Source organism: Staphylococcus americanisciuri (assembly GCF_024814435.1).
In the GTDB taxonomy this organism is placed as follows: Bacteria; Bacillota; Bacilli; order Staphylococcales; family Staphylococcaceae; genus Staphylococcus; species Staphylococcus americanisciuri.
This window is the reverse complement of the sequence record NZ_JANUXY010000006.1, coordinates 111,224-131,410: the sequence shown is the minus strand read 5'-3', so window position 1 is coordinate 131,410 and position 20,187 is coordinate 111,224. Positions and strand designations below refer to the sequence as shown.

Below are 20,187 nucleotides of genomic sequence, written 5' to 3'. Positions count from 1 at the left end.
CACCTACTTAATCGTGATATTCTCCACGATTCCATTTCTCAATAAATTCATCAAAAAAGTGAGGATCGGCTTGTTGTTCACTTGCTGCTTCCACATGTGCTATCTTGGCAATCAACTTTTTATTTTCTTCCGTTTCTCGATACTCAGCTTTGATAAACGCTTCAATAATGTCACAAATTAAAAATTCTCCTGTGATACGTGCTCCAAAGCCAATAACATTCGCATTCAATTGTTCTTTCGCATAGATTGCTGAAGTCATATCACGTACAAGCGCACTACGAATGCCCGGCACTTTATTAACGGCATTGTTAATTCCAACACCTGTCCCACACAAACAAACCCCTAGATCTGCTTCGCCATTCGTCACCGCTTCACCGACTTTTTTCCCAAATATCGGATAGTGTGTACGTGTAAAATCATAGGTTCCTACGTCAATCACTTCATATCCTTTTGCTTTTAAGAAATCCGATACTGCCATTTTTGTATCAGTGACAATATGGTCACAGCCAATTGCGATTTTCATTCTATTCATCCTTTCTTGATTTATGCCATTTTATTCAACATATCGACACGAATTTGATGACGACCACCATCATAATTCGCCGCCAAAAATTCTTTGACAATATTCAATGCCAATGCTTTGCCGACAATCTCAGAACCTAAAGTAATCAAGCAAGCATTATTGTGCTCTCTTGTCATATATGCAGAGCGTTCATCAGACACTTCTGCTGCGATGATGCCTTTGACTTTTGTTGCAGTCATAAAGCTACCCACACCATATCCATCAATAGCGATGCCCATACTTCCTTCACTTTGTTTCAAGTCATTAACAATCGCAAGCGTAGATTCTACAAAATCAACTGCTGGTGTCTCACTTTTGTCTACAACTGAAAAGCCTTGCTCAATTAACGCTTCCTTAATAAAATTCTTCAGTTCCATTCCTTCATGATCTGAACCAATTACGACACGCATGTTCAATTCCTCCTAAATTTTTAATTGTTAAGCACATCTCCTCATTCAAACCTAAAATGGGTTTTGTATCACTTTTTTAAACATTTAACCTTGTTACACTCACATAATAAATCATTAACAAACATTTATCAACATATTATGTTTGTTTAGTTTCGTTTTTGTGTTGACACTCTTGTTGTAAACGGTTATTCTAAAAGTGTAATCTAATAAATAAACATTATTAAACTTAGAGAGGGGCTGTTCTGTTTGAATCACTTATTTGCTGAAGATACCGTGTATGTTTCTAACAAGCAGACACAAGCAGACGTTTTTAAAGAAGTTTATACTGATTTATTGAAGAAAAACCTAGTCACAGAAGCTTTTTTAGAGCATTTGTTGGAACGTGAGCAAAACTATCCAACTGGTTTGGATTTGTCACCTGTTTCCGATAGATTGCCTAACATTGCGATTCCACATACGGAGACGTCATTTGTTAAGACATCACGGATTATTCCTATAAAGCTGCAACAACCGATCACATTTCACAATATGATAAAGCCCGATACAACAATTTCTGTTTCATTTTTGTTTATGATTTTGAATGAGAATAGTGAATCTCAAGCAGGATTGCTTGCTCAAATTATGGACTTTATCAATGCAACTGACAAAGAAGCATTACGTACTTTTTTCGATTTAGAAGATACAACAGCCATTTATCAATTTTTGAAACAACATTACCATATAGAAACTTCTGCATAATTTGTAGATGATATATTACTTTTACTAAGGAGAGAAATGATTATGATTAAAATTTTAGCTGCTTGTGGTGCCGGGGTTAATTCAAGTCATCAAATTAAAAGTGCTTTAGAAACTGAATTGAAAAATCGTGGTTATCAAGTCACATGTGATGCCGTCATGATTAAAGATGTCAATGAGGAAATGTTATCTCGCTATGATATTTTTGCACAGATTGCCAGCACTGACTTAGGTTTTGATGTGAACATTCCAGTGGTTGATGCTGGAGCGATACTCTATCGCATTCCATCAATGGCAGAACCTGTTTATCAAAAAATGGAGGACGTTATTAAGTCATTAAATAAATAATTTCATACTAATGACTTTCAGTGTTTCAGGAAGGGAGGAAACTATGAATACAATTGTTGATATTGCAAATAACTTATTCAATCCGCTAATTACTTTGGGTGCAGCGCCATTAATGACGATTGTACTGACAATCATTGCCCTATTCTTCAAAGTAAAACCCGCTCGTGCTCTAGAAGGTGGGATCAAACTAGGAATTGCACTGACTGGTATTGGTGCTATCATTGGGATTTTAACAACTGCCTTTTCAGAAGCAATGACTGCCTTTGTTGAACGCACTGGCATCTCATTAAATATCACTGATGTAGGTTGGGCACCTTTAGCAACAATTACTTGGGGCTCACCTTACACACTTTATTTCTTGTTAGTGATGGTGATTTTGAATATCATTATGCTTGCATTGAAAAAAACAGATACACTTGATGTTGATATTTTTAACATTTGGCACTTAGCCATCGTTGGGTTATTCGCTATTTTCTGTGGGGCTAACTTATTCACTGCAACATTGCTAGTACTCTTTATAGGTGTATTAAAGATTTGGAACTCTGACTTGATGAAACCGACATTTAACGACTTATTAAATGCACCTAGTAGCAACCCAATGACAACAACTCATATGAATTATATGATGAATCCAATCATCATGGTTTTTGATAAAATTTTTGACAAAGTATTTCCATGGTTAGACAAGTATGATTTTGATGCAGCAAAACTTAATAGTAAAATTGGTTTTTGGGGATCAAAATTTGCGATAGGGATTTACTTAGGGGTTTTTGTTGGCTTACTTGCAGGTCAATCACCGACACAAATATTTACACTCGCTTTTACAGCTGCGGTCTGTTTGGAATTGTTCTCTTTAATCGGTTCATGGTTTATTGCAGCTGTTGAGCCATTATCACAAGGGATTACAGACTTTGCGAATAAACGACTAAAAGGACGTGCAATCAATATTGGTTTAGACTGGCCGTTTATCGCAGGTCGTGCAGAAATATGGGCAGCCGCAAACGTATTAGCACCTATCATGCTATTAGAAGCAATCTTTTTACCTGGTAATAAACTACTACCACTCGGAGGAATCATTGCTATGGGTGTGACACCTGCACTATTAGTTGTAACACGCGGCAAACTTATTCGTATGATTGTCATCGGTGCTATTGAATTACCATTATTCTTGTGGTCAGGTACATTGATTGCGCCTTTCGTAACAAAGACAGCCAAATCAGTAGGTGCCTTTCCTTCTGGTTTGAGTGAATCTGTAATGATTTCACATACAACTATGGAAGGGCCTATCGAAAAATTCTTAGGCTATCTCGTTGGTAATATGTCTCAAGGAGAGATCACATTCGTACTCTACACAATTCTTGCATTAGCTGGTTATCTACTCATTTTTGTATGGTACGCACATCAAATGAAAAAACGAAACGCTGAATATTCAAAAACTGAATAACATACACACTAATATTTAGGTGAAATAGTCATTGCACTGTTTCACCTTATTTATATGTCAGCTACATTTTTTGTTGTGGCATCGCATGATGTGCTATTCTGCCTTTTCTTATTAGTATGTAAAAAGCGCACAATCACCGAGGACTGTACGCTAAATGAAGATTGCTATTTCAACTTAACTGGAACTATATTATACACAGAAGTTAAACAGCTCATAAAAAAGGGGCTAACTACAACACTATGCTTTGTAGTCTATGCCCCTTTTTAGCGTGCTATACAATATATTGATTATCTGTTTCAATTTTTTCATAAAGCTTCTGGTCGTCTCCATTAGTAATCACTGCTGTAATATCTTGTAAGTTATAAAAAACAGAAAAATCCTTCTTGCCGATTTTTGAATGATCAATTAATAAATAACGTTCTACTGAATTGTCTAATGCCAGTTTCTGTGTCTGTCCTTCTTCAAATGTCGAGGTCATAATCTTCTGTTCACTCAAGGCATTACAACTAAAAAACGCTTTGTGAAAGTTCATATCTTTTAATGAAATATTGGTGATTTCTCCAACAAAACACTGCGTGGATTCGCGTAATTCACCACCTAATAAATAAACGGTATGATTCCCTTTATGCTTGTTAAGCTCTTGAAAGACTGGTAAACAGTTGGTTACAATGCGTAATGCATTCCCACAAATCACCTTAGCAAGGAGTTCTAACGTTGTACCCGGTCCTAGAAAAATCGTATCTCCATCATGAATCAACTGGTTCGCTTTCTCGACAATTCGTTGTTTTTCTTCTTTGTACATAATTTGTTTTTCAATATGAGAAAGTTCAACCTGACGATATAAATCTTTCAATCTTGCACCACCATGAACACGTTCCAGTAAGCCTTGCTTCTCTAACTCATCTAGATCACGTCGCACAGTCATATCTGATACAGAGAGCTTTTCCATGATATCACTTACTTTAACTGTCCCGCTTCTTTCTAACAAAGACATAATAGCCTGGAATCGATCTGTTTTTAACATCTTGTCACCTCTTTTCTCACATAACATAAGAAAGTTTGCATTTAGCGTATCAAATTATTCAATATTATTCTAGCATCAGTTATTGAGGAAATACGTAAAAAACTGACCAACACGTTCGTAGTCAGTCAGTTTTGAATCGGTTTATTTAAAAACCAAATGTGGCTTTGATTAATGAAGTTGTTTCTCCACCTGGATACAATACATATAATAGTACATAAACAGCTACACCTGTAATGGCTGTAAAGAACCAAATAACAGATGCAATCGGTCCTGTTTTACGGTGTACTTTGTATTTATCTTTGATACCAGTGAATATCTGAATCAAACCAAAGACAGCGCCAATAGTGGCAAGTGTAATATGGAAAAACAAGAAAATTGTGTAATAGATGCGTACGGAATCTGGTCCACCAAACGCAGTATTACCAATAAAAATTGTACGAGTTGCATAAATCGCAAAGAAGAGCACTGCAAAAATCGCTGCCCACAACATAAACTTTTTATGTTGTTCAATTTGGCGCTTCCAGATTAGACGCCAGCCAATTGCCACAAGAATAGCACTGATTACAATGCATGTCGTGCTAATGGTAGGTAAAATAGGTAAGCTCATATTCTCATCCTCACTCAATTATCATTTAAATCATTTTAATCAATGAAATTACAACGACTAATGCAAAAAATACAACGAGATAATTCAAGGAATAAACGAACATTTTCGTTGCCCATTTTGTTTTATCAGTCGATACTTTAAAGCTCGTTAAACCTAATCCAATCCAACCGAGATTCAGTAAAGTCGCTAAAACCATAAATGTTGTACCAAGTTCATGCATAATAAAAGGTAATGGCAATAGTACCACTAACCAAATAAACATGCCGATACGTGTTCGATTGAAGCCCTTGACTGATGGTAGCATTGGAACATTTGCCAATCTATACTCATCACTGCGTTTGATAGCTAAGGCATAAAAATGAATAGGTTGCCATGCAAAAACAACTGCAAATAGTGCTAATGCCATCATGCTTATGTGACCTTCTATCGCAACCCAACCAATAAGTGGTGGTACTGCGCCGGGAAAACTTCCAACAACCGTATTCCAAGTCGTATGGCGTTTAGACCAGATTGAATAGAATGATACATACCCAATAATACCAGCTAAACCAATGACGCCAGCTGGGACGTTAATCATAAACAAGAGCAATTCGCCTACAATCATCATACCAAGACTGAGCATGATCAGCTGACGATCCGTTATACGATCATTAACTGTTGGTCGATTCTGTTTGCTTGGCATTACTGCATCTACATCTTGATCATAGTAATTGTTAATCGCACAAGAACCGCCCATAACAAGTGCTGAGCCTATCAACATGATAATCAGTTGTGGCATGGATGCTAAAAATCCTTGATGCGTCATAACAATCGCCAACCAAGCACCCGCGAAAGCAGGAATTAAATTCCCCTGCACAAGTCCTAACTTAATCACTTGTTTAAGCTCTTTGTATGAAATACGTCCAGTAGTTTCGGGAACTACCTCTGATTTCGACATTGATTTACCCCCCTTTTTTGTCATATATATTCATGATATATGAAAGTTTCATGATTGACTAGCTTTATTCTGAAATTTTTGTGACACTTTAACGACATTCAAAAAACGTTGCGATTTGTTGCACATGAGCTGAGTGCTTTTTGCTATAATGTATAGGGAACTAACACATACTGAGCGGCAGCATAAAGTATCTAACAACACTGCGAGGTTAACAACCGCTCTGTAAATTAAAAAATAGCATATCGAGGTGTTTAGCATTGTTTAAAAAGCGCAACCTAAAATGGTTATCAGTTCTTGCAACACTCATGATGATATGGGTGCAACTCGGTGGCGCGCTTGTTACCAAAACAGGATCGGAGGATGGCTGTGGTTCAGATTGGCCGCTCTGCAATGGTGCATTATTGCCTCAAAATCTTCCGCTTGAAACAATTATCGAATTAAGTCATAGAGCTGTTTCTGGCTTATCACTACTCATTGTGACATGGCTAGTGATAACAGCATGGAAAAATATTGGTCATATTCGAGAAGTAAAGCCACTTTGTAAGATTAGTATCGGATTTTTATTAATTCAAGCTTTAGTTGGTGCAGCTGCGGTTATGTGGCAACAAAATGATTATGTCTTAGCATTACACTTTGGTATCTCATTAATCAGCTTTTCTTCTGTTTTTGTCTTAACACTCATTATTTTCGATCTTGATCAGAAATATGAAGCCAATATTGTGCATATCAAAAAACCATTGCAAATCTATACATGGATTATGACAGGTATCGTTTATGTCACAATCTATACAGGAGCGCTTGTCAGACATACGGAATCAAGCTTAGCATACGGTGCATGGCCACTCCCGTTTGGTGATATCGTTCCTCATGGTGTTCATGATTGGGTTCAATTAGCCCATCGCATTATGGCAATGCTCGCATTCATTATCATCTTAATCACTTATGTGCATGCCGTTAAAAATTATCCAAATATCCGAACTATCCATTTTGGTTACACAGCTAGCTTCATTTTGATTATTCTTCAAATAACGACCGGAGCGCTATCTATCATTACTGAAGTGAATCTTATTATTGCTTTACTACATGCACTGTTTATTACATTACTCTTTGGGTTGATCAGTTATTTCATTCTACTTATTTTGCGTTCCAATCGAGGCGAACAATAGAAAAAAGCTTGTCATCTGAATCGGTGGCAAGCTTTTTCTATGCCTGTTCAACTTCTATGGTGGAAAGATTTATCATATAGTTCTAGCTAAGTTGAAATAGCTGGTTTCATTTAGCATACAGTCCGTTATGATTGGTGTTTTTGGCATACTAAAAACATAAATTCATTTCATTAATTTGAATACACACATCATTGACTTAATGAGCTGCCCATATCAGATTTTATATTGTTTGCTAGCACTTGTAATTCAGGAAAATAATTATTAGCAAATCCAATAATTATTTTATTTTTTACAAACGTATTAATCTCTCGCTCTTCTGGAATCGTATTGTCTATTAAGTCTAAAAGTTCCCTATGACTTATATCATCTATACGCACTGTATTTAAATATTTTAAAATCGCTAAATACAACTCATCAAATACCTCATGTTCAAAATCAAAGTCTAATAATAACAAACTAACAGAATTAGTTTCTAACTGGTTATCTCCAATTTTATCTGCGAGTTCTCTTATAGCTTGATAAAGCAACCTAAAACTTTCTTTTTCTTTTAGCATAATAAACCTCCTCAATCTATTAAAATAGCCAAGATATAGCTTCTTTTAAAGTCACACCTAAAGTATGCGCTTGAGATTCTGATAAACCAGCAGCACGACCCGCTCTAATACCAGAATCTCTTACCGCATTAGAGGGAAATATTAGTTTTATTTTTATTTATAAGTTCTGTGAATTTGAGTATCCCTATGTATTCGATTATCATGTTTGCTATTAGTAAATCTGTTGCAGACAAAACAAAATCTTTTTGCGTAAAGTCTTTTTGAATCAGGCTTAATTTGTCTTGCATATAAGAAAATCTTCTTTGGCATATATCTAAATAATTTTTATTAATATCGAACCCATATACTTTATTTATATTAGCTAATTCTATATGTTCTAAACCATTTCCTCCAGCAACTCCAAGAATTCCAATTGTTTTGTTGTTATATGCATTCACTTGTTCTTTTGTTATTAAATTTAGGGTCTGGAGTTGAAAAACGTTATCTGATTGCATGTGTTTTTCATATATTTCTAAATCTATATTTCCCAAGGGTTATTCATATTGATCCATCTTTTTTTCTTTATTTTACATTTTTTGAAAAGAATAACAAAGGGACTTTATTAGGTTTTAAAAAACGAGTGAAACGGGTTTCTTCTTGTCTTGGTACTATATAGAAATAACTTAAAGATACTAAATTTGAGCTGAACGTTGATAAAACAGCATTTAATGTGTTTTTTAGAGTTGGTATTAAAAAAGGCGGAATGGCTCAGCATGCCACTCCACCATAAAAATATAGAACCTATATTTCTTCAGCTTCAATTTCTATCAATAGGTCTCCTGTTTCAATACCATCGTTATTTTGAACATGAATCGCTTTAACTGTCCCTTTAAACGGTGCTTGAACAGTTGTTTCCATCTTCATAGCTTCTGTAATAATCATGGATTGTCCCGCTTCAACAGACTCATTCTCAGCAACTTTCACATCAATAACCGTTCCAGGCATTTGTGCACCAATATGACTCGGGTTCCCTTTGTCTGCTTTTGGTTTTGCCATATGCGTTGCTTGAATATTTTCATCTTTCACTTGTATGCGACGAGCTTGTCCGTTCATTTCAAAGAACACTGTGCGCATACCTTTATCATCTGGTTGTGTAATTGTCTGTAATGTAATAACAAGTACTTTACCTTTATCAATTTCAATCTTAATCGTTTCATTATCACGCATACCAAAGAAGAATGTCGGTGTATCCAGCAGTGAAACATCACCAAAACGCTCGAATGTCTGGATATACTGCTCGTACACTTTTGGATATAGCGCATAACTAATCAAATCTTGATCTGTCACTTCACGTTGTTGCTTCTCTTGTAATTCTGCTTTCAATGCTTCAAAGTCGACCGGTTCCAAGTATTCACCTGGACGTTCAGTCAATGCTGGTTGCCCTTTCAAAATGACTTTCTGTAATTCTTTATTAAAGCCATTGACAGGTTGTCCAATCTCTCCTTTAAAGAAAGACACAACTGAATCAGGGAAGTCGAGTTTATAACCTTCTGATAAGACTTGTTGTTCATCCAAGTCATTTTGAACCATATAAAGTGCCATATCTCCTACAACTTTAGATGATGGTGTCACTTTTACAATATCACCAAACAATAAGTTAACGCGGCGATACATGTCTTTTACTTCCCCAAAGCGTTCGCCCAAACCTAAACTTTTGGCTTGCTGACGTAAGTTCGAATATTGCCCCCCTGGCATCTCATGTTGATAAATTTCTGTATGTGGAGACTTCATATCACTTTCAAAATCACGATAATATGGACGAATGGCATCCCAATAATGTGACAAGCGTTCATGACCATCAATATCCATACGAATGTCACGTGAAAAACCGCTCATCGCATAGTACAGCGAGTTACTGCTCGGTTGACTTGTTAAACCTGACATAGCTGCAACGGCTGTATCAATAACGTCTACACCCGCATTAATCGCTTGGTTGTATGTCAAAATACCATTACCACTCGTATCATGTGTGTGGAGGTGAATTGGTAAATCAACGGCTGCTTTGAGTTCTCCAATCAATTCATAAGCCGCACGTGGTTTTAATAAGCCGGCCATATCTTTAATCGCTAACATATGGAAGCCTTCACGTTCTAATGTTTTTGCTAAGTCCACATAGTATTCTAGCGTATAAACATTCGAACGCGCCGTATCCAAAATATCACCTGTATAACAAATTGCCCCTTCTGATATTTTACCTGCACGTTGCACAGCTTCATTGGCAACTTTCATCTGTTCTACCCAGTTGAGTGAGTCAAAAATTCTAAAAACATCAACACCCGCTTTAGCACTTTCTGCAACGAACTTTTGAATCACATTGTCAGGATAGTTTTTATAACCTACCGCATTAGAGGCACGCAACAGCATTTGGAACAGCACATTCGGGATTGCTTCTCTTAAAACTTTCAAACGATCCCATGGGTTTTCTTTCAAGAAGTTATAAGCAACATCAAATGTTGCGCCTCCCCATAACTCGAGTGAAAAGTTGTCTTGCATGACACGTGCGGTTTCAGGCGCAATTTGTAATAAATCATGCGAACGCACACGTGTTGCCAATAATGATTGGTGTGCATCTCGGAAAGTTGTATCTGTAATCAGTACCTCATCTTGCGCTTTTACCCATTTGGCCACAGCCTCTGGACCTTGTTCGTCTAACAATTGTTTTGTACCACTTAGTTGTGCAATGTCGCTCGATTTAACAGTTGGAATATCTGCCGGCTCAAAGTAAGGTTTCGGACACTTTTCAATACTTGGAAACCCATTAATTGTGACATTACCAATATATTCGAGCGTTTTCGTACCACGGTCTCTCGATGGTTGAATAACAAAGAGTTCAGGTGCTTGTTCCAAAAACTTCGTCGTATAGTCGCCAGAAGCAAACTGCGCATGTTGGATTACATTGTATAGAAATGGAATGTTCGTCTTAACACCGCGAATACGCATCTCTTGAAGTGAACGTGCCATCTTCTCACGTGCTTCTTTATAATTAATAGCATGTGTAGAAATCTTAACTAAGAGTGAATCGTAATATGGTGAGATTTCAGCACCTTGGAAAGCATCTCCGGCATCTAGACGCACACCAAAACCACCGCTTGAACGATATGCCACAATACGACCTGTATCTGGCATAAAATCTTGTGTTGGGTCTTCTGTTGTAATACGGCATTGAATCGCATATCCTATCGTTTTAATATCCGACTGCTGTGGTAACGCAATTAAGTCACCGTGCAATGATTCACCATCAGCAATCAATAATTGTGTTTTTACAATATCAATCCCTGTAATCATCTCAGTAATCGTGTGCTCTACTTGGATACGTGGATTCACTTCAATAAAGTAAAAGTCCTCACCCGACACTAAAAATTCAACAGTTCCTGCATTCACATATTTAATCTGTTGCATTAAATCAACGGCAGCATGACAAATTTTCTCACGCAATGTTTCAGATAGACTAACAGATGGTGCCACTTCTACCACTTTTTGATGACGTCGTTGAACAGAACAGTCACGCTCATATAAATGAATGATATTACCTACTGTGTCACCAATGATTTGTACTTCAATATGTTTAGGTTCATCGATAAACTTCTCTATATAAACTTCACTGCTACCGAAAGATTTTTCAGCTTCTGATTTCGCTCGTGTGAAGGCTTCAAAAAGTTCAGATGCTTCACGTACGATACGCATCCCTTTACCGCCACCACCGCTCGTTGCTTTAATCATCAACGGGTAACCTGCTGCCTCAGCAAATGCTTGCGCTTCAGTGATATCTGCAACAGGTCCATCTGTGCCAGGAATCACGGGCAAGTTAGCACGAATTGCTGTAGCACGTGCTTTCACCTTGTCACCAAACATATCTAAATGCTCAAGTTCAGGACCAACAAATATAATGCCTTCTTCTTTACAACGTTTTGCAAACTGCATATTTTCACTTAGAAAGCCATATCCTGGATGAATTGCATCTACATTTGCATCTTTCGCAATTTGGATAATGCGCTCAATATTTAAATAAGACTCTGCAGGTCCCAAGTCTTCTCCTAATAGATATGCTTCATCTGCTTTGTATCGATGTAAGGCACGCATATCTTCTTTAGAATAAATAGCTACGGTTTGAATTCCTAACTCTGTCGCCGCTCTAAAAATTCGAATGGCAATTTCTCCACGGTTAGCGACTAAAATTTTGTTGATACGTTTCATTACATTAGCCCCCTATTTGATGAGTGATTGAAAAGTGATGCTTGCTGAAGCGTAACCTTCACTTCCCTATGTGTGTCATAATTTTGGATAAGGAATTATCAATATAGTGATAAGTTTTAGTTATCTTTATTGATAATGTTAAATAATCAACACCCTTATTTTAAAACGCATTTGTTTAATTGTCAAAATTTTATATATACAAGTGTAAGGTGAGTCGATAATTGTTTTTAGATTCCAATTAATATATTTGTTCGTTATAACACCAACCATAAATAATACAACTATAAATGAATCATTTTTAGCGTAAAGGAGGCAGGACATTAATAGAAACATTCCATTTAAATTTGAGATTTTATGTTGAAGACTGAAAATGAGATGCCTGTCCCACTTTAAACAGATAATTAACTTAGTCCTTAACATATACTCAGCAACGTCCTTTTATAACATTTTTCAATTGGAATAGTACTTGTCTATTAATAACCCATCTTCTCTGGAATAGTAAAGTGAAAAACACGACATCACAAATGTATCTGATACACTTGTAACATCGTGTCTGTCGCTTAAAGATGTTCAACTTCTATCATAAGAGAGGTGAAACACCTTATTTAATATTTTGAACGTTGCTTAGCATAATATCGTTCTCTTGCTTCTTCGTACTTAATCTGCTTAGCTATCAACAATAGCAAGCCCATAGCAATACTCAAGCTCATCATAGACGAACCACCAAAACTAATGAATGGTAATGGAACACCTGTTAGAGGGATAAGCCCTGAAATACCACCTAAGTTAACAAATGCTTGTATACCGATATAACTAGCAATACCAACACACACAAGCTTATAGAAATAGGAGTCTGTATGTGATGCAAGGCTCAGCGCACGATAGACGATATAATATATCAATACAAGAACGACTAACGCGCCAACAAAACCTAGCTCTTCGCAAATAATCGCAAAGATAAAGTCTGTATGTGGTTCCGGCAAATATCCTAGCTTCATCACACTATTGCCAAGTCCTCGACCGAAAAAACCACCGTTACCAATAGCTAATAATGAATTTGCCAAATGATAACCAATTCCTGATTCGTAGTTAAATGGATTTTCCAATGCGCTGAAACGTGCCGTTAAATAGGCGGGCAAAATATTTACGCGAAAAATAATAATAAAGATGAGTACTGTTATCAATCCCAGAACAGCATACATAATAATTTTCAGCAGATTCTTAACGCCTATTCCTGAATATACGATAATACAAAAGAAAATCGAACCAATCAATAAGGTTTGTCCGATATCTTTTTGAAGCAATACAAGGCTTATAATAAAACCAACAAAGATAATCGGCCCAATGATGACCATTGGATTTTGTTGTATTTGAATTTTTTTACGATCAATAATATATGGCACATATAAAATGATTCCAATCTTTAACAATTCTGATGCCTGTAAGTTCATAAATCCTAAGTTAAGCCAACTCTTGGAACCATTAATCTCACTACCGAATGCTAATGTCGCAAATAGTAAGAATAAGATAATCCCCATCATACCAAGCTGTGCGCTACGATTTTTTATAATACGAACGTCCATAATATATGACATAAAAAATACAATCGCAAATCCCACAAGAACATAGACGAGCTGACGCATATAAAAGTATGTACCAGATACCGGCACACCACCTGTGAGTGTTCCTCGAGTTGCAGCGACCATACTGGCACTATACACCATCGTTAGACCAATCAAACAAAGTGCTACATATGTGATTAATAATGGAAAATCGATATATTTAGAAGATCTCAAAATATATCGAAAAGAATTCTTTATTCGATTCATAGACTCAATACATCCAATTCTTGACATTTATTACACGTGACACAAATAAAAATGGGACAAACTTAAACGTTTATTACATCATTGTTTATGTTGTCCCACTCCTATCATTAAACGCGTAAAAATGCTTCGTGTAATTTTGATAATTCTCTTTCAAGATGTTGCATCAATGCCTTACCATCTTCTTGGTCAACTAAGCCCAGATTAACAGCAAAATTGACTTCCTTCTGTAAACCATACATTTGTGTATCCAATACTTCCTCATACAATGGACATTGTGGTAGCGTTAAATTATCTATTTGAACTTTGATTAATTGTAAAATTCGCTCTGCATCTTGGTTCAATTGGTCATATGCAGCAGTTCTATAATCATGTTGCATGCTCATGACAGACTCCCCCCATTAATTTATCTTCATGTAAAAATTCTATCTTATCCACTGTTAAAAAGCAAGTAAATTCCAAACGACCTTCCCTTCATCTATGATAAAATAGAACTAGCTATAACAAGGGAGTGCATAAACTATGATTCAAATAAAAGGTGCTGTCAAATTTCCAATTACACTGGATAGTACGACTTGGATTTTTGATGATCGCAAAATCTCAATTGATGATTTAGAAAAAGGGGTATTTGAAGGTGAAAAACCGATTAAGTTCGAGGACAATCATGAATGGAATCGCGCTATTTTAGAGGGACAAACGAATCCACCGACACTCAATTCAGAGATTGCATACAAAAAACGCGCTGTCTTAAATGGTTCTTTTGTCATTAATATGATGCCATTTTTCAAAAATGCAGAGCCCCATGATGAAGCGACAACAATTCGCTTATCGAATGATTCAGCTCATATTGATGTGCCATTCTCATTGCTACCTTATTTGTTCTTCCAATTCGCTAAAGATGGTAAACGTCTTTATGAAGATAGTGGCGTAGATAGCTTTATTTACACATCGGATGAAGGTTACCAATATCAATTCCAACATGTGACACATATTGAGGTGCTATAAATCATGCGCAAAGTCACTTGTATCATTTGTGACACTGATGTGATGCTTGACGAAAATACATTACTTGCCAAACAGTTACAAAACAATCCGATTAGAACCTTTATGTGCGATGAATGTAAAAGTCGTTTGGATACGCCTAGACAACGCCCCTCAAAACCTTATTATCACGAAACAAAAAGCCATGATGCCTGAACGTGTGCATCATGACTTTTTATTTTTAGCTTTTTTTCTGCGGTGATGGATAATGACCTGTCGCAAATGCTTGCCAGAGTTCTTCGGGTAACTGATGTTTATCTTCTCTGTCAGAATCAAAATAATCAATAATGTCAGCTTCTTGTCCTGCTTCAATCTTTTCAACAAATGCTGGATCAAATAACATACCACGTCCTAATGCAATAAGCGGCACACCTGTTGCATGTGCATCTAATACATCTTGCCCGTTAAATATAGAGCCGATACCAATCAATGGCATACGATTATCAATCCAGTCTAACAACAATGAGATACGCTTCTCACCTTGATATTCTCCCTCACGTGTTAACGAATGGATATCTCCTAAAGATACATGCAAATAATCTATCGGTTTCTCAATTAATGCATTCACCAAACACTTTGTACGCGACATGGTAATACCTGGGGATTCCGCTTCTTCCGGTGAGAAGCGGTAACCAATAATAAAGTCTTCAGGGTTTTCTTCATTCACAACACGTATCACTTCATCTACTACAGCTATAGGGAATCTAAGTGGCTCGCCCCACATATCTTCACGACGGTTATAGTATGGAGAGAAAAATTGGTGAATCAAATAATGATTAGCGCCATGTATTTCAACGCCATCAAAACCTGCTTGAATTGCTAATGACGTTGCACGACCAAAGTCTGCAATCGCTTGATAAATCTCTTCACCTGTCATAGCACGTGCATGATGTGACACACTTTGACCAAAGCCAAGCGTCTCAACCTCACTAGGTCCTTTGACATCTCCATTAGGCACAAACTCAGGTAACGCTTTGACACCACCATGATGAATCTGGACAATTGCTTTCGCACCATTCCGTTTAATCGTCTCTGCAATGCGTCGTAATCCTTCAATATCATCTTGTTTAGATATAGAGGGTTGCCCTGGAAAAGCTTGCCCTTCAACATTCGTATAACTTGCAGCTGTTATCGCAAGTCCGATTCCTTTTGTACGTGAATCCATATAAGCAACTTCACGGTCAGACACTGTTCCATTCTCATTTGAAATCGTATGTGTTAATGGGGCAAGAACAAAACGATTTTTTAACGTACTTCCATTGGCAAGAGCAAGTGGTTGAAACAGCGGTTGAAATGCTTCTTTCATGTTGAACATCCTCCTAAAATCATACGGTTAAAAATTCTAATTTTTGTACAAAAAAACTAAAAATTTTATCTATCAATCTGATTCCTTATACTAAATCACCCCTCTTTTTAAATCAAGTTTTCTACTCATAGCACAAAATAAAAACAGCTACTAAGTAAATGAATTTACCTAGTAGCCGAATTTAAATATATCGTGATATTATGCATTATCTTCCATCATTTGTTTAATGCGTTTCGCTTCTTTTTCACGTTGTCCTTTGTTCAAGATTTTTTTTCTTAAACGCACATTTTCAGGTGTTACTTCCACTAATTCGTCATCATTGATAAACTCAAGCGCTTCTTCAAGTGACATAATACGTGGTTTTTTCATTGTTTCCGTTTGATCTTTCGTTGCTGAACGGACGTTGGTTTGATGCTTTACTTTTGTAATATTCACAGTTAAGTCATTTTCACGGTTATTTTGACCGACAATCATACCTTCATACACTTCTGTACCTGGTTCCATGAAGTTGATACCACGGTCTTCTAAACCTAAAATAGCATACTCACTTGCACTACCTTGATCCATTGACACAAGTACACCATTACGACGACCACCTAAACGTCCTTTAATACGTGGACGGAACTCATCAAATGTATGGTTAATAATACCATAACCACGTGTCATTGACATGAATTCAGTTGTGTAACCGATTAAGCCACGTGCAGGTACATTGAAAATTAAGCGTGTCAATCCATTATCAGTCGTTACCATATCGACCATTTCACCTTTACGTTGACCTAACGACTCAATAATCGCACCCGCATATTCTTCAGGTACTTCTGCTTGTACGCGTTCAAATGGTTCATGCAATTCGCCATCGATGTCTTTCAAAATAACTTGTGGTTTCGATACTTGTAATTCGAAACCTTCACGACGCATATTTTCAATTAAAATTGATAAATGTAATTCTCCACGCCCTGCCACTGTCCATGCATCTGGAGAGTCTGTCGGCGTTACTTTTAATGACACATCTGTCTCAAGTTGCGTATCCAAACGCTCTTGAATTTGACGTGCTGTTACGAACTGACCTTCACGACCTGCAAATGGTGAGTTATTGACACGGAACGTCATTTCTAATGTTGGTTCATCAATGCGTAATACTGGCAATGGCTCTTGAGTATCTTGTGGCGTGATTGTTTCACCAACGTTAATATCTTCCATACCAGATACTGCAATTAAGTCCCCTGCATACGCTTCTTGAATTTCTTCACGTTTTAAGCCGAAGAAACCAAAGATTTTCGTCACACGGAAGTTTTTCACAGAACCATCTAACTTCAATAATGATACACTATCACCGACTTTAATTGTACCGCGGAATACACGTCCAATACCAATACGCCCCACATAGTCATTATAGTCTAACAAAGCAGGTTGAAACTGTAATGGTTCGTCACGGTTGTCAATCGGTGCTGGTACATAGTCTAAAATTGTTTCGTATAAACATTGCATGTTCTCATCTTGTTTGTCTGAGTCAAGGCTTGCTGTACCATTAACAGCTGATGCATATACCACTGGGAACTCTAATTGTTCATCATTGGCATCTAACTCGATAAATAGGTCTAATACTTCATCGACCACACCTTCTGGGCGAGCTGATGGCTTATCAATTTTATTCACTACTACAACTGGTTTTAAATCCTGTTCTAATGCCTTCTTTAATACAAAACGTGTTTGTGGCATCGTACCTTCATATGCGTCTACAACGAGTACAACACCGTCTACCATTTTCATAATACGTTCTACTTCGCCACCAAAATCAGCGTGTCCTGGTGTATCCAAGATGTTAATACGTGTTCCTTTATAATTGATCGCAGTATTTTTCGCTAGGATCGTAATACCACGTTCTCTTTCAATATCATTCGAGTCCATTGCACGTTCTTCAACATGCTCGTTCTCACGGAAAATACCTGATTGTTTTAATAATTCATCGACCAATGTTGTTTTACCATGGTCTACGTGAGCAATAATCGCAATGTTGCGCACATCTTCTCTTCTACTTGTCATACTGTAATTCCTTTCATGAGTAAATTGCCACTTTCTTTTGTAACTTGTTTATTATATCATATATATGCACAGATGAAACAATGAGGTGGGGTTAAGCATGCAAAAATCTAAAACTATTTTTCTTGTTTTGGCGATTATTGCCGTTTTCTTTTTAACAATGTTTAGTTTTGCCATTGCTGCTGGAAGTCTTTTATGGATGATCATTACTTTCGTGTTAATGATGGCAACGTTCGGATATGGTTTTAGTTTAAAGAAGAAATATCGTGAGAACGACTGGTTATAACACCACGCACCATATAACAATCAAGAGAGAAGTATGACAGAGTAACATCGCTCATACTTCTCTCTTTTGCTTTTCGATCATGATTAACCTTGATAATGCTCATGCCAAGGTGCTAAAAAGTCCTCATGTGGTTTCATATATTCTTGTAATATGGTCTTATGAATCTCTTTGTTTCCTACAATAACCGAATCCGGATGCGTAATCGCTAATGGCTGCCCAACAAAGTTCGTAGCGATTCCCCCCACTTCCTCAAGAATAATCATCCCACCGGCAAAGTCCCATGGTTGTAAGCGGGGCGTGATGTATGCTCCTAATTGCCCCGTTGCCACATGTACAATTTCTAACGCTGCAGAGCCATATGCGCGCGAACTTCTTGAATCACGAATAATTGGCATTAATACAGGCGTTATTTTTTTACCTGCTAACCAATTCGCATTCATACCAACCAAACTCTGTGCCAGTTGCGTATCAGGAATACGTTCAAGCAATGTTTCATTCCGATATGCACCAAATCCAGCTTTCGCATGATATAGCGTATCAGCCATAACATCATAAACAAAACCTGCATACGGCTCACCATTTTTGAAAACACCTACCGAAATAGCAAAATTCGCACCTTGATGAACAAAGTTTAATGTTCCATCAATGGGATCAATAACCCAAGTAATACCTTCTAATGTTGTCAGATTGTGTCCGTGACCTTCTTCACCTATTATTTGATGTTGCGGATATGTTTCTTTAATTTGGTCAACTAAAAATTGTTCTACCGCTTTATCAACATTCGTCACGAGATCATTAGGATTAGATTTCGTTTCTATATCTATGGCTTCAGTCATCCACTGACGTAAATGATTGCCAGCTTCTAATACCAATCCTTTGGCATAATCATATAAATGCATCACACTCACTCCTATCGCCTATATTATACATCAAAATGGTGTAAGATGAATGTGACAGGCTTTGAGATATGCTACAATAAAATCATTCTAATATACATATTGGGAGGGAGCCCTTTTGGTACGTTATACATTCAATAAGCAAGCTTTTAAAGTTTTTGAAGTCGATGGTTTAGCAGAACGTATGGCAGCACTTGATGCACACATCCGTCCACAACTCCGTGCACTCGGTACATACTTTGCTGACTATTTAGAAACACTTACTGGTGATAAGTTCTATCCACATGTCGCCAAACATGCTCGACGCACGGTTAATCCGCCTAAAGATACTTGGGTCGCTATCGCAACGAATGCACGAGGATACAAAATGATACCGCACTTTCAAATCGGCTTGTTTGAAGATCATCTGTTCGTCATGTACGGTATGATGCACGAAGATTCAAACAAAGCAAAAGATGTTGAAGTATTTGAGAAACATATAGACACATTAATGACTTTACCTCCAGATTTCCAAATCTCACTCGACCACACGAAACCAGATAAGTCTAAAATTAGTCATTTGGCACAGGAAGAGGTTGAAAAAGGGATTGCTCGTACAAAAAATGTTAAGAAAGGCGAATTTTTCGTAGCCCGCTCGCTTACACCAGATGCAGAAGTATTAAAAGATGATGATGCATTTCTTGCTTATTTAGAGGAAACCTTTGATTATTTATTGAAGTTTTATCGCTAAAAATATAAAAAAGCGTTACACGTTTTCAATGTGTACCGC

21 protein-coding genes are annotated in these 20,187 nt (G+C 37.0%); 8 read left to right on the top strand and 13 right to left on the bottom strand.

All coding sequences use genetic code 11. The features are described from left to right. Window positions 1-7: 7 nt before the first annotated feature. Both lacB and lacA read right to left on the bottom strand, forming a co-directional pair. Window positions 8-523 carry a galactose-6-phosphate isomerase subunit LacB gene (gene lacB / locus NXS11_RS07480; RefSeq protein WP_259200260.1) on the bottom strand — a complete coding sequence of 172 codons (516 nt, stop codon included), beginning with the start codon at window positions 521-523 and terminating at the stop codon, window positions 8-10. Between the two features lie 20 nt (window positions 524-543). Beyond that, window positions 544-972, bottom strand: a complete 429-nt coding sequence (gene lacA, locus NXS11_RS07475) for a galactose-6-phosphate isomerase subunit LacA (RefSeq protein ID WP_259200258.1) — start codon at window positions 970-972, stop codon at window positions 544-546. A gap of 246 nt (window positions 973-1,218) precedes the next feature. On the opposite strand from lacA, the gene NXS11_RS07470 reads away from it, so the two are divergent. From NXS11_RS07470 to NXS11_RS07460, 3 genes are read left to right on the top strand one after another with little or no spacing between them, the layout of a single operon-like run. After that, on the top strand, window positions 1,219-1,710 hold the full coding sequence (locus NXS11_RS07470; RefSeq protein ID WP_259200257.1) for a PTS sugar transporter subunit IIA: 492 nt from the start codon (window positions 1,219-1,221) through the stop codon (window positions 1,708-1,710). A gap of 42 nt (window positions 1,711-1,752) precedes the next feature. Further along, window positions 1,753-2,055 (top strand): PTS sugar transporter subunit IIB, encoded by a 303-nt coding sequence (locus NXS11_RS07465; RefSeq protein WP_259200256.1) that lies wholly within the window; start codon window positions 1,753-1,755, stop codon window positions 2,053-2,055. A 43-nt stretch (window positions 2,056-2,098) separates the two neighbouring features. After that, window positions 2,099-3,499 carry a PTS galactitol transporter subunit IIC gene (locus NXS11_RS07460; RefSeq protein WP_259200255.1) on the top strand — a complete coding sequence of 467 codons (1,401 nt, stop codon included), beginning with the start codon at window positions 2,099-2,101 and terminating at the stop codon, window positions 3,497-3,499. 271 nt (window positions 3,500-3,770) lie between these two features. Here NXS11_RS07460 and NXS11_RS07455 read toward each other — a convergent pair whose 3' ends face one another. The 3 genes from NXS11_RS07455 to cyoE all read right to left on the bottom strand — a co-directional run bounded on the left by NXS11_RS07455 (window position 3,771) and on the right by cyoE (window position 6,067). Then, the gene (locus NXS11_RS07455) at window positions 3,771-4,523 is read right to left on the bottom strand and encodes a DeoR/GlpR family DNA-binding transcription regulator (protein ID WP_259200253.1); all 753 of its coding nucleotides are present in this window, start codon (window positions 4,521-4,523) and stop codon (window positions 3,771-3,773) included. A gap of 145 nt (window positions 4,524-4,668) precedes the next feature. Further along, window positions 4,669-5,130, bottom strand: a complete 462-nt coding sequence (locus tag NXS11_RS07450; protein ID WP_259200252.1) for a DUF420 domain-containing protein — start codon at window positions 5,128-5,130, stop codon at window positions 4,669-4,671. 25 nt (window positions 5,131-5,155) lie between these two features. Continuing rightward, complete coding sequence (cyoE, locus tag NXS11_RS07445) at window positions 5,156-6,067, bottom strand: heme o synthase (protein ID WP_259200251.1); 912 nt, start codon at window positions 6,065-6,067, stop codon at window positions 5,156-5,158. Between the two features lie 257 nt (window positions 6,068-6,324). On the opposite strand from cyoE, the gene NXS11_RS07440 reads away from it, so the two are divergent. Continuing rightward, window positions 6,325-7,233 (top strand): COX15/CtaA family protein, encoded by a 909-nt coding sequence (locus NXS11_RS07440; protein WP_259200250.1) that lies wholly within the window; start codon window positions 6,325-6,327, stop codon window positions 7,231-7,233. 188 nt (window positions 7,234-7,421) lie between these two features. On the opposite strand, the gene NXS11_RS07435 is transcribed toward NXS11_RS07440, so the two are convergent. From NXS11_RS07435 to NXS11_RS07415, 5 genes are all read right to left on the bottom strand, one after another. After that, window positions 7,422-7,787 carry a hypothetical protein gene (locus NXS11_RS07435; protein ID WP_259200249.1) on the bottom strand — a complete coding sequence of 122 codons (366 nt, stop codon included), beginning with the start codon at window positions 7,785-7,787 and terminating at the stop codon, window positions 7,422-7,424. A gap of 128 nt (window positions 7,788-7,915) precedes the next feature. Beyond that, window positions 7,916-8,317 (bottom strand): methyltransferase domain-containing protein, encoded by a 402-nt coding sequence (locus NXS11_RS07430; RefSeq protein WP_259200247.1) that lies wholly within the window; start codon window positions 8,315-8,317, stop codon window positions 7,916-7,918. A 250-nt stretch (window positions 8,318-8,567) separates the two neighbouring features. Next, window positions 8,568-12,020, bottom strand: coding sequence for a pyruvate carboxylase (locus NXS11_RS07425; protein ID WP_259200246.1), 3,453 nt, complete (start codon window positions 12,018-12,020; stop codon window positions 8,568-8,570). Between the two features lie 605 nt (window positions 12,021-12,625). Continuing rightward, entirely contained in the window at window positions 12,626-13,849 is a 1,224-nt protein-coding gene (locus tag NXS11_RS07420; protein WP_259200244.1) for an FtsW/RodA/SpoVE family cell cycle protein, read from the bottom strand. A 107-nt stretch (window positions 13,850-13,956) separates the two neighbouring features. Continuing rightward, window positions 13,957-14,232 carry an Fpa/YlaN family protein gene (locus NXS11_RS07415; protein WP_259200242.1) on the bottom strand — a complete coding sequence of 92 codons (276 nt, stop codon included), beginning with the start codon at window positions 14,230-14,232 and terminating at the stop codon, window positions 13,957-13,959. A 136-nt stretch (window positions 14,233-14,368) separates the two neighbouring features. Here NXS11_RS07415 and NXS11_RS07410 point away from each other — a divergent pair, with 136 nt between their 5' ends. Then, window positions 14,369-14,851 carry a hypothetical protein gene (locus tag NXS11_RS07410; protein WP_259200240.1) on the top strand — a complete coding sequence of 161 codons (483 nt, stop codon included), beginning with the start codon at window positions 14,369-14,371 and terminating at the stop codon, window positions 14,849-14,851. A 3-nt stretch (window positions 14,852-14,854) separates the two neighbouring features. Continuing rightward, window positions 14,855-15,043 carry a DUF2197 domain-containing protein gene (locus NXS11_RS07405; RefSeq protein ID WP_259200238.1) on the top strand — a complete coding sequence of 63 codons (189 nt, stop codon included), beginning with the start codon at window positions 14,855-14,857 and terminating at the stop codon, window positions 15,041-15,043. A gap of 25 nt (window positions 15,044-15,068) precedes the next feature. On the opposite strand, the gene NXS11_RS07400 is transcribed toward NXS11_RS07405, so the two are convergent. Continuing rightward, window positions 15,069-16,193 (bottom strand): NADH-dependent flavin oxidoreductase, encoded by a 1,125-nt coding sequence (locus tag NXS11_RS07400; RefSeq protein ID WP_259200236.1) that lies wholly within the window; start codon window positions 16,191-16,193, stop codon window positions 15,069-15,071. Between the two features lie 198 nt (window positions 16,194-16,391). Continuing rightward, a complete protein-coding gene (gene typA, locus NXS11_RS07395) occupies window positions 16,392-18,239 on the bottom strand; it encodes a translational GTPase TypA (protein WP_259200235.1) in 1,848 nt (615 codons plus the stop codon). Between the two features lie 97 nt (window positions 18,240-18,336). On the opposite strand from typA, the gene NXS11_RS07390 reads away from it, so the two are divergent. Beyond that, a complete protein-coding gene (locus tag NXS11_RS07390) occupies window positions 18,337-18,522 on the top strand; it encodes a DUF5325 family protein (protein WP_259200234.1) in 186 nt (61 codons plus the stop codon). Window positions 18,523-18,605: 83 nt separating this feature from the next. Here NXS11_RS07390 and NXS11_RS07385 read toward each other — a convergent pair whose 3' ends face one another. Then, window positions 18,606-19,421 (bottom strand): inositol monophosphatase family protein, encoded by an 816-nt coding sequence (locus NXS11_RS07385; RefSeq protein WP_259200233.1) that lies wholly within the window; start codon window positions 19,419-19,421, stop codon window positions 18,606-18,608. Between the two features lie 115 nt (window positions 19,422-19,536). On the opposite strand from NXS11_RS07385, the gene NXS11_RS07380 reads away from it, so the two are divergent. Then, a complete protein-coding gene (locus tag NXS11_RS07380) occupies window positions 19,537-20,148 on the top strand; it encodes a YktB family protein (protein ID WP_259200232.1) in 612 nt (203 codons plus the stop codon). Window positions 20,149-20,187 lie beyond the last annotated feature (39 nt).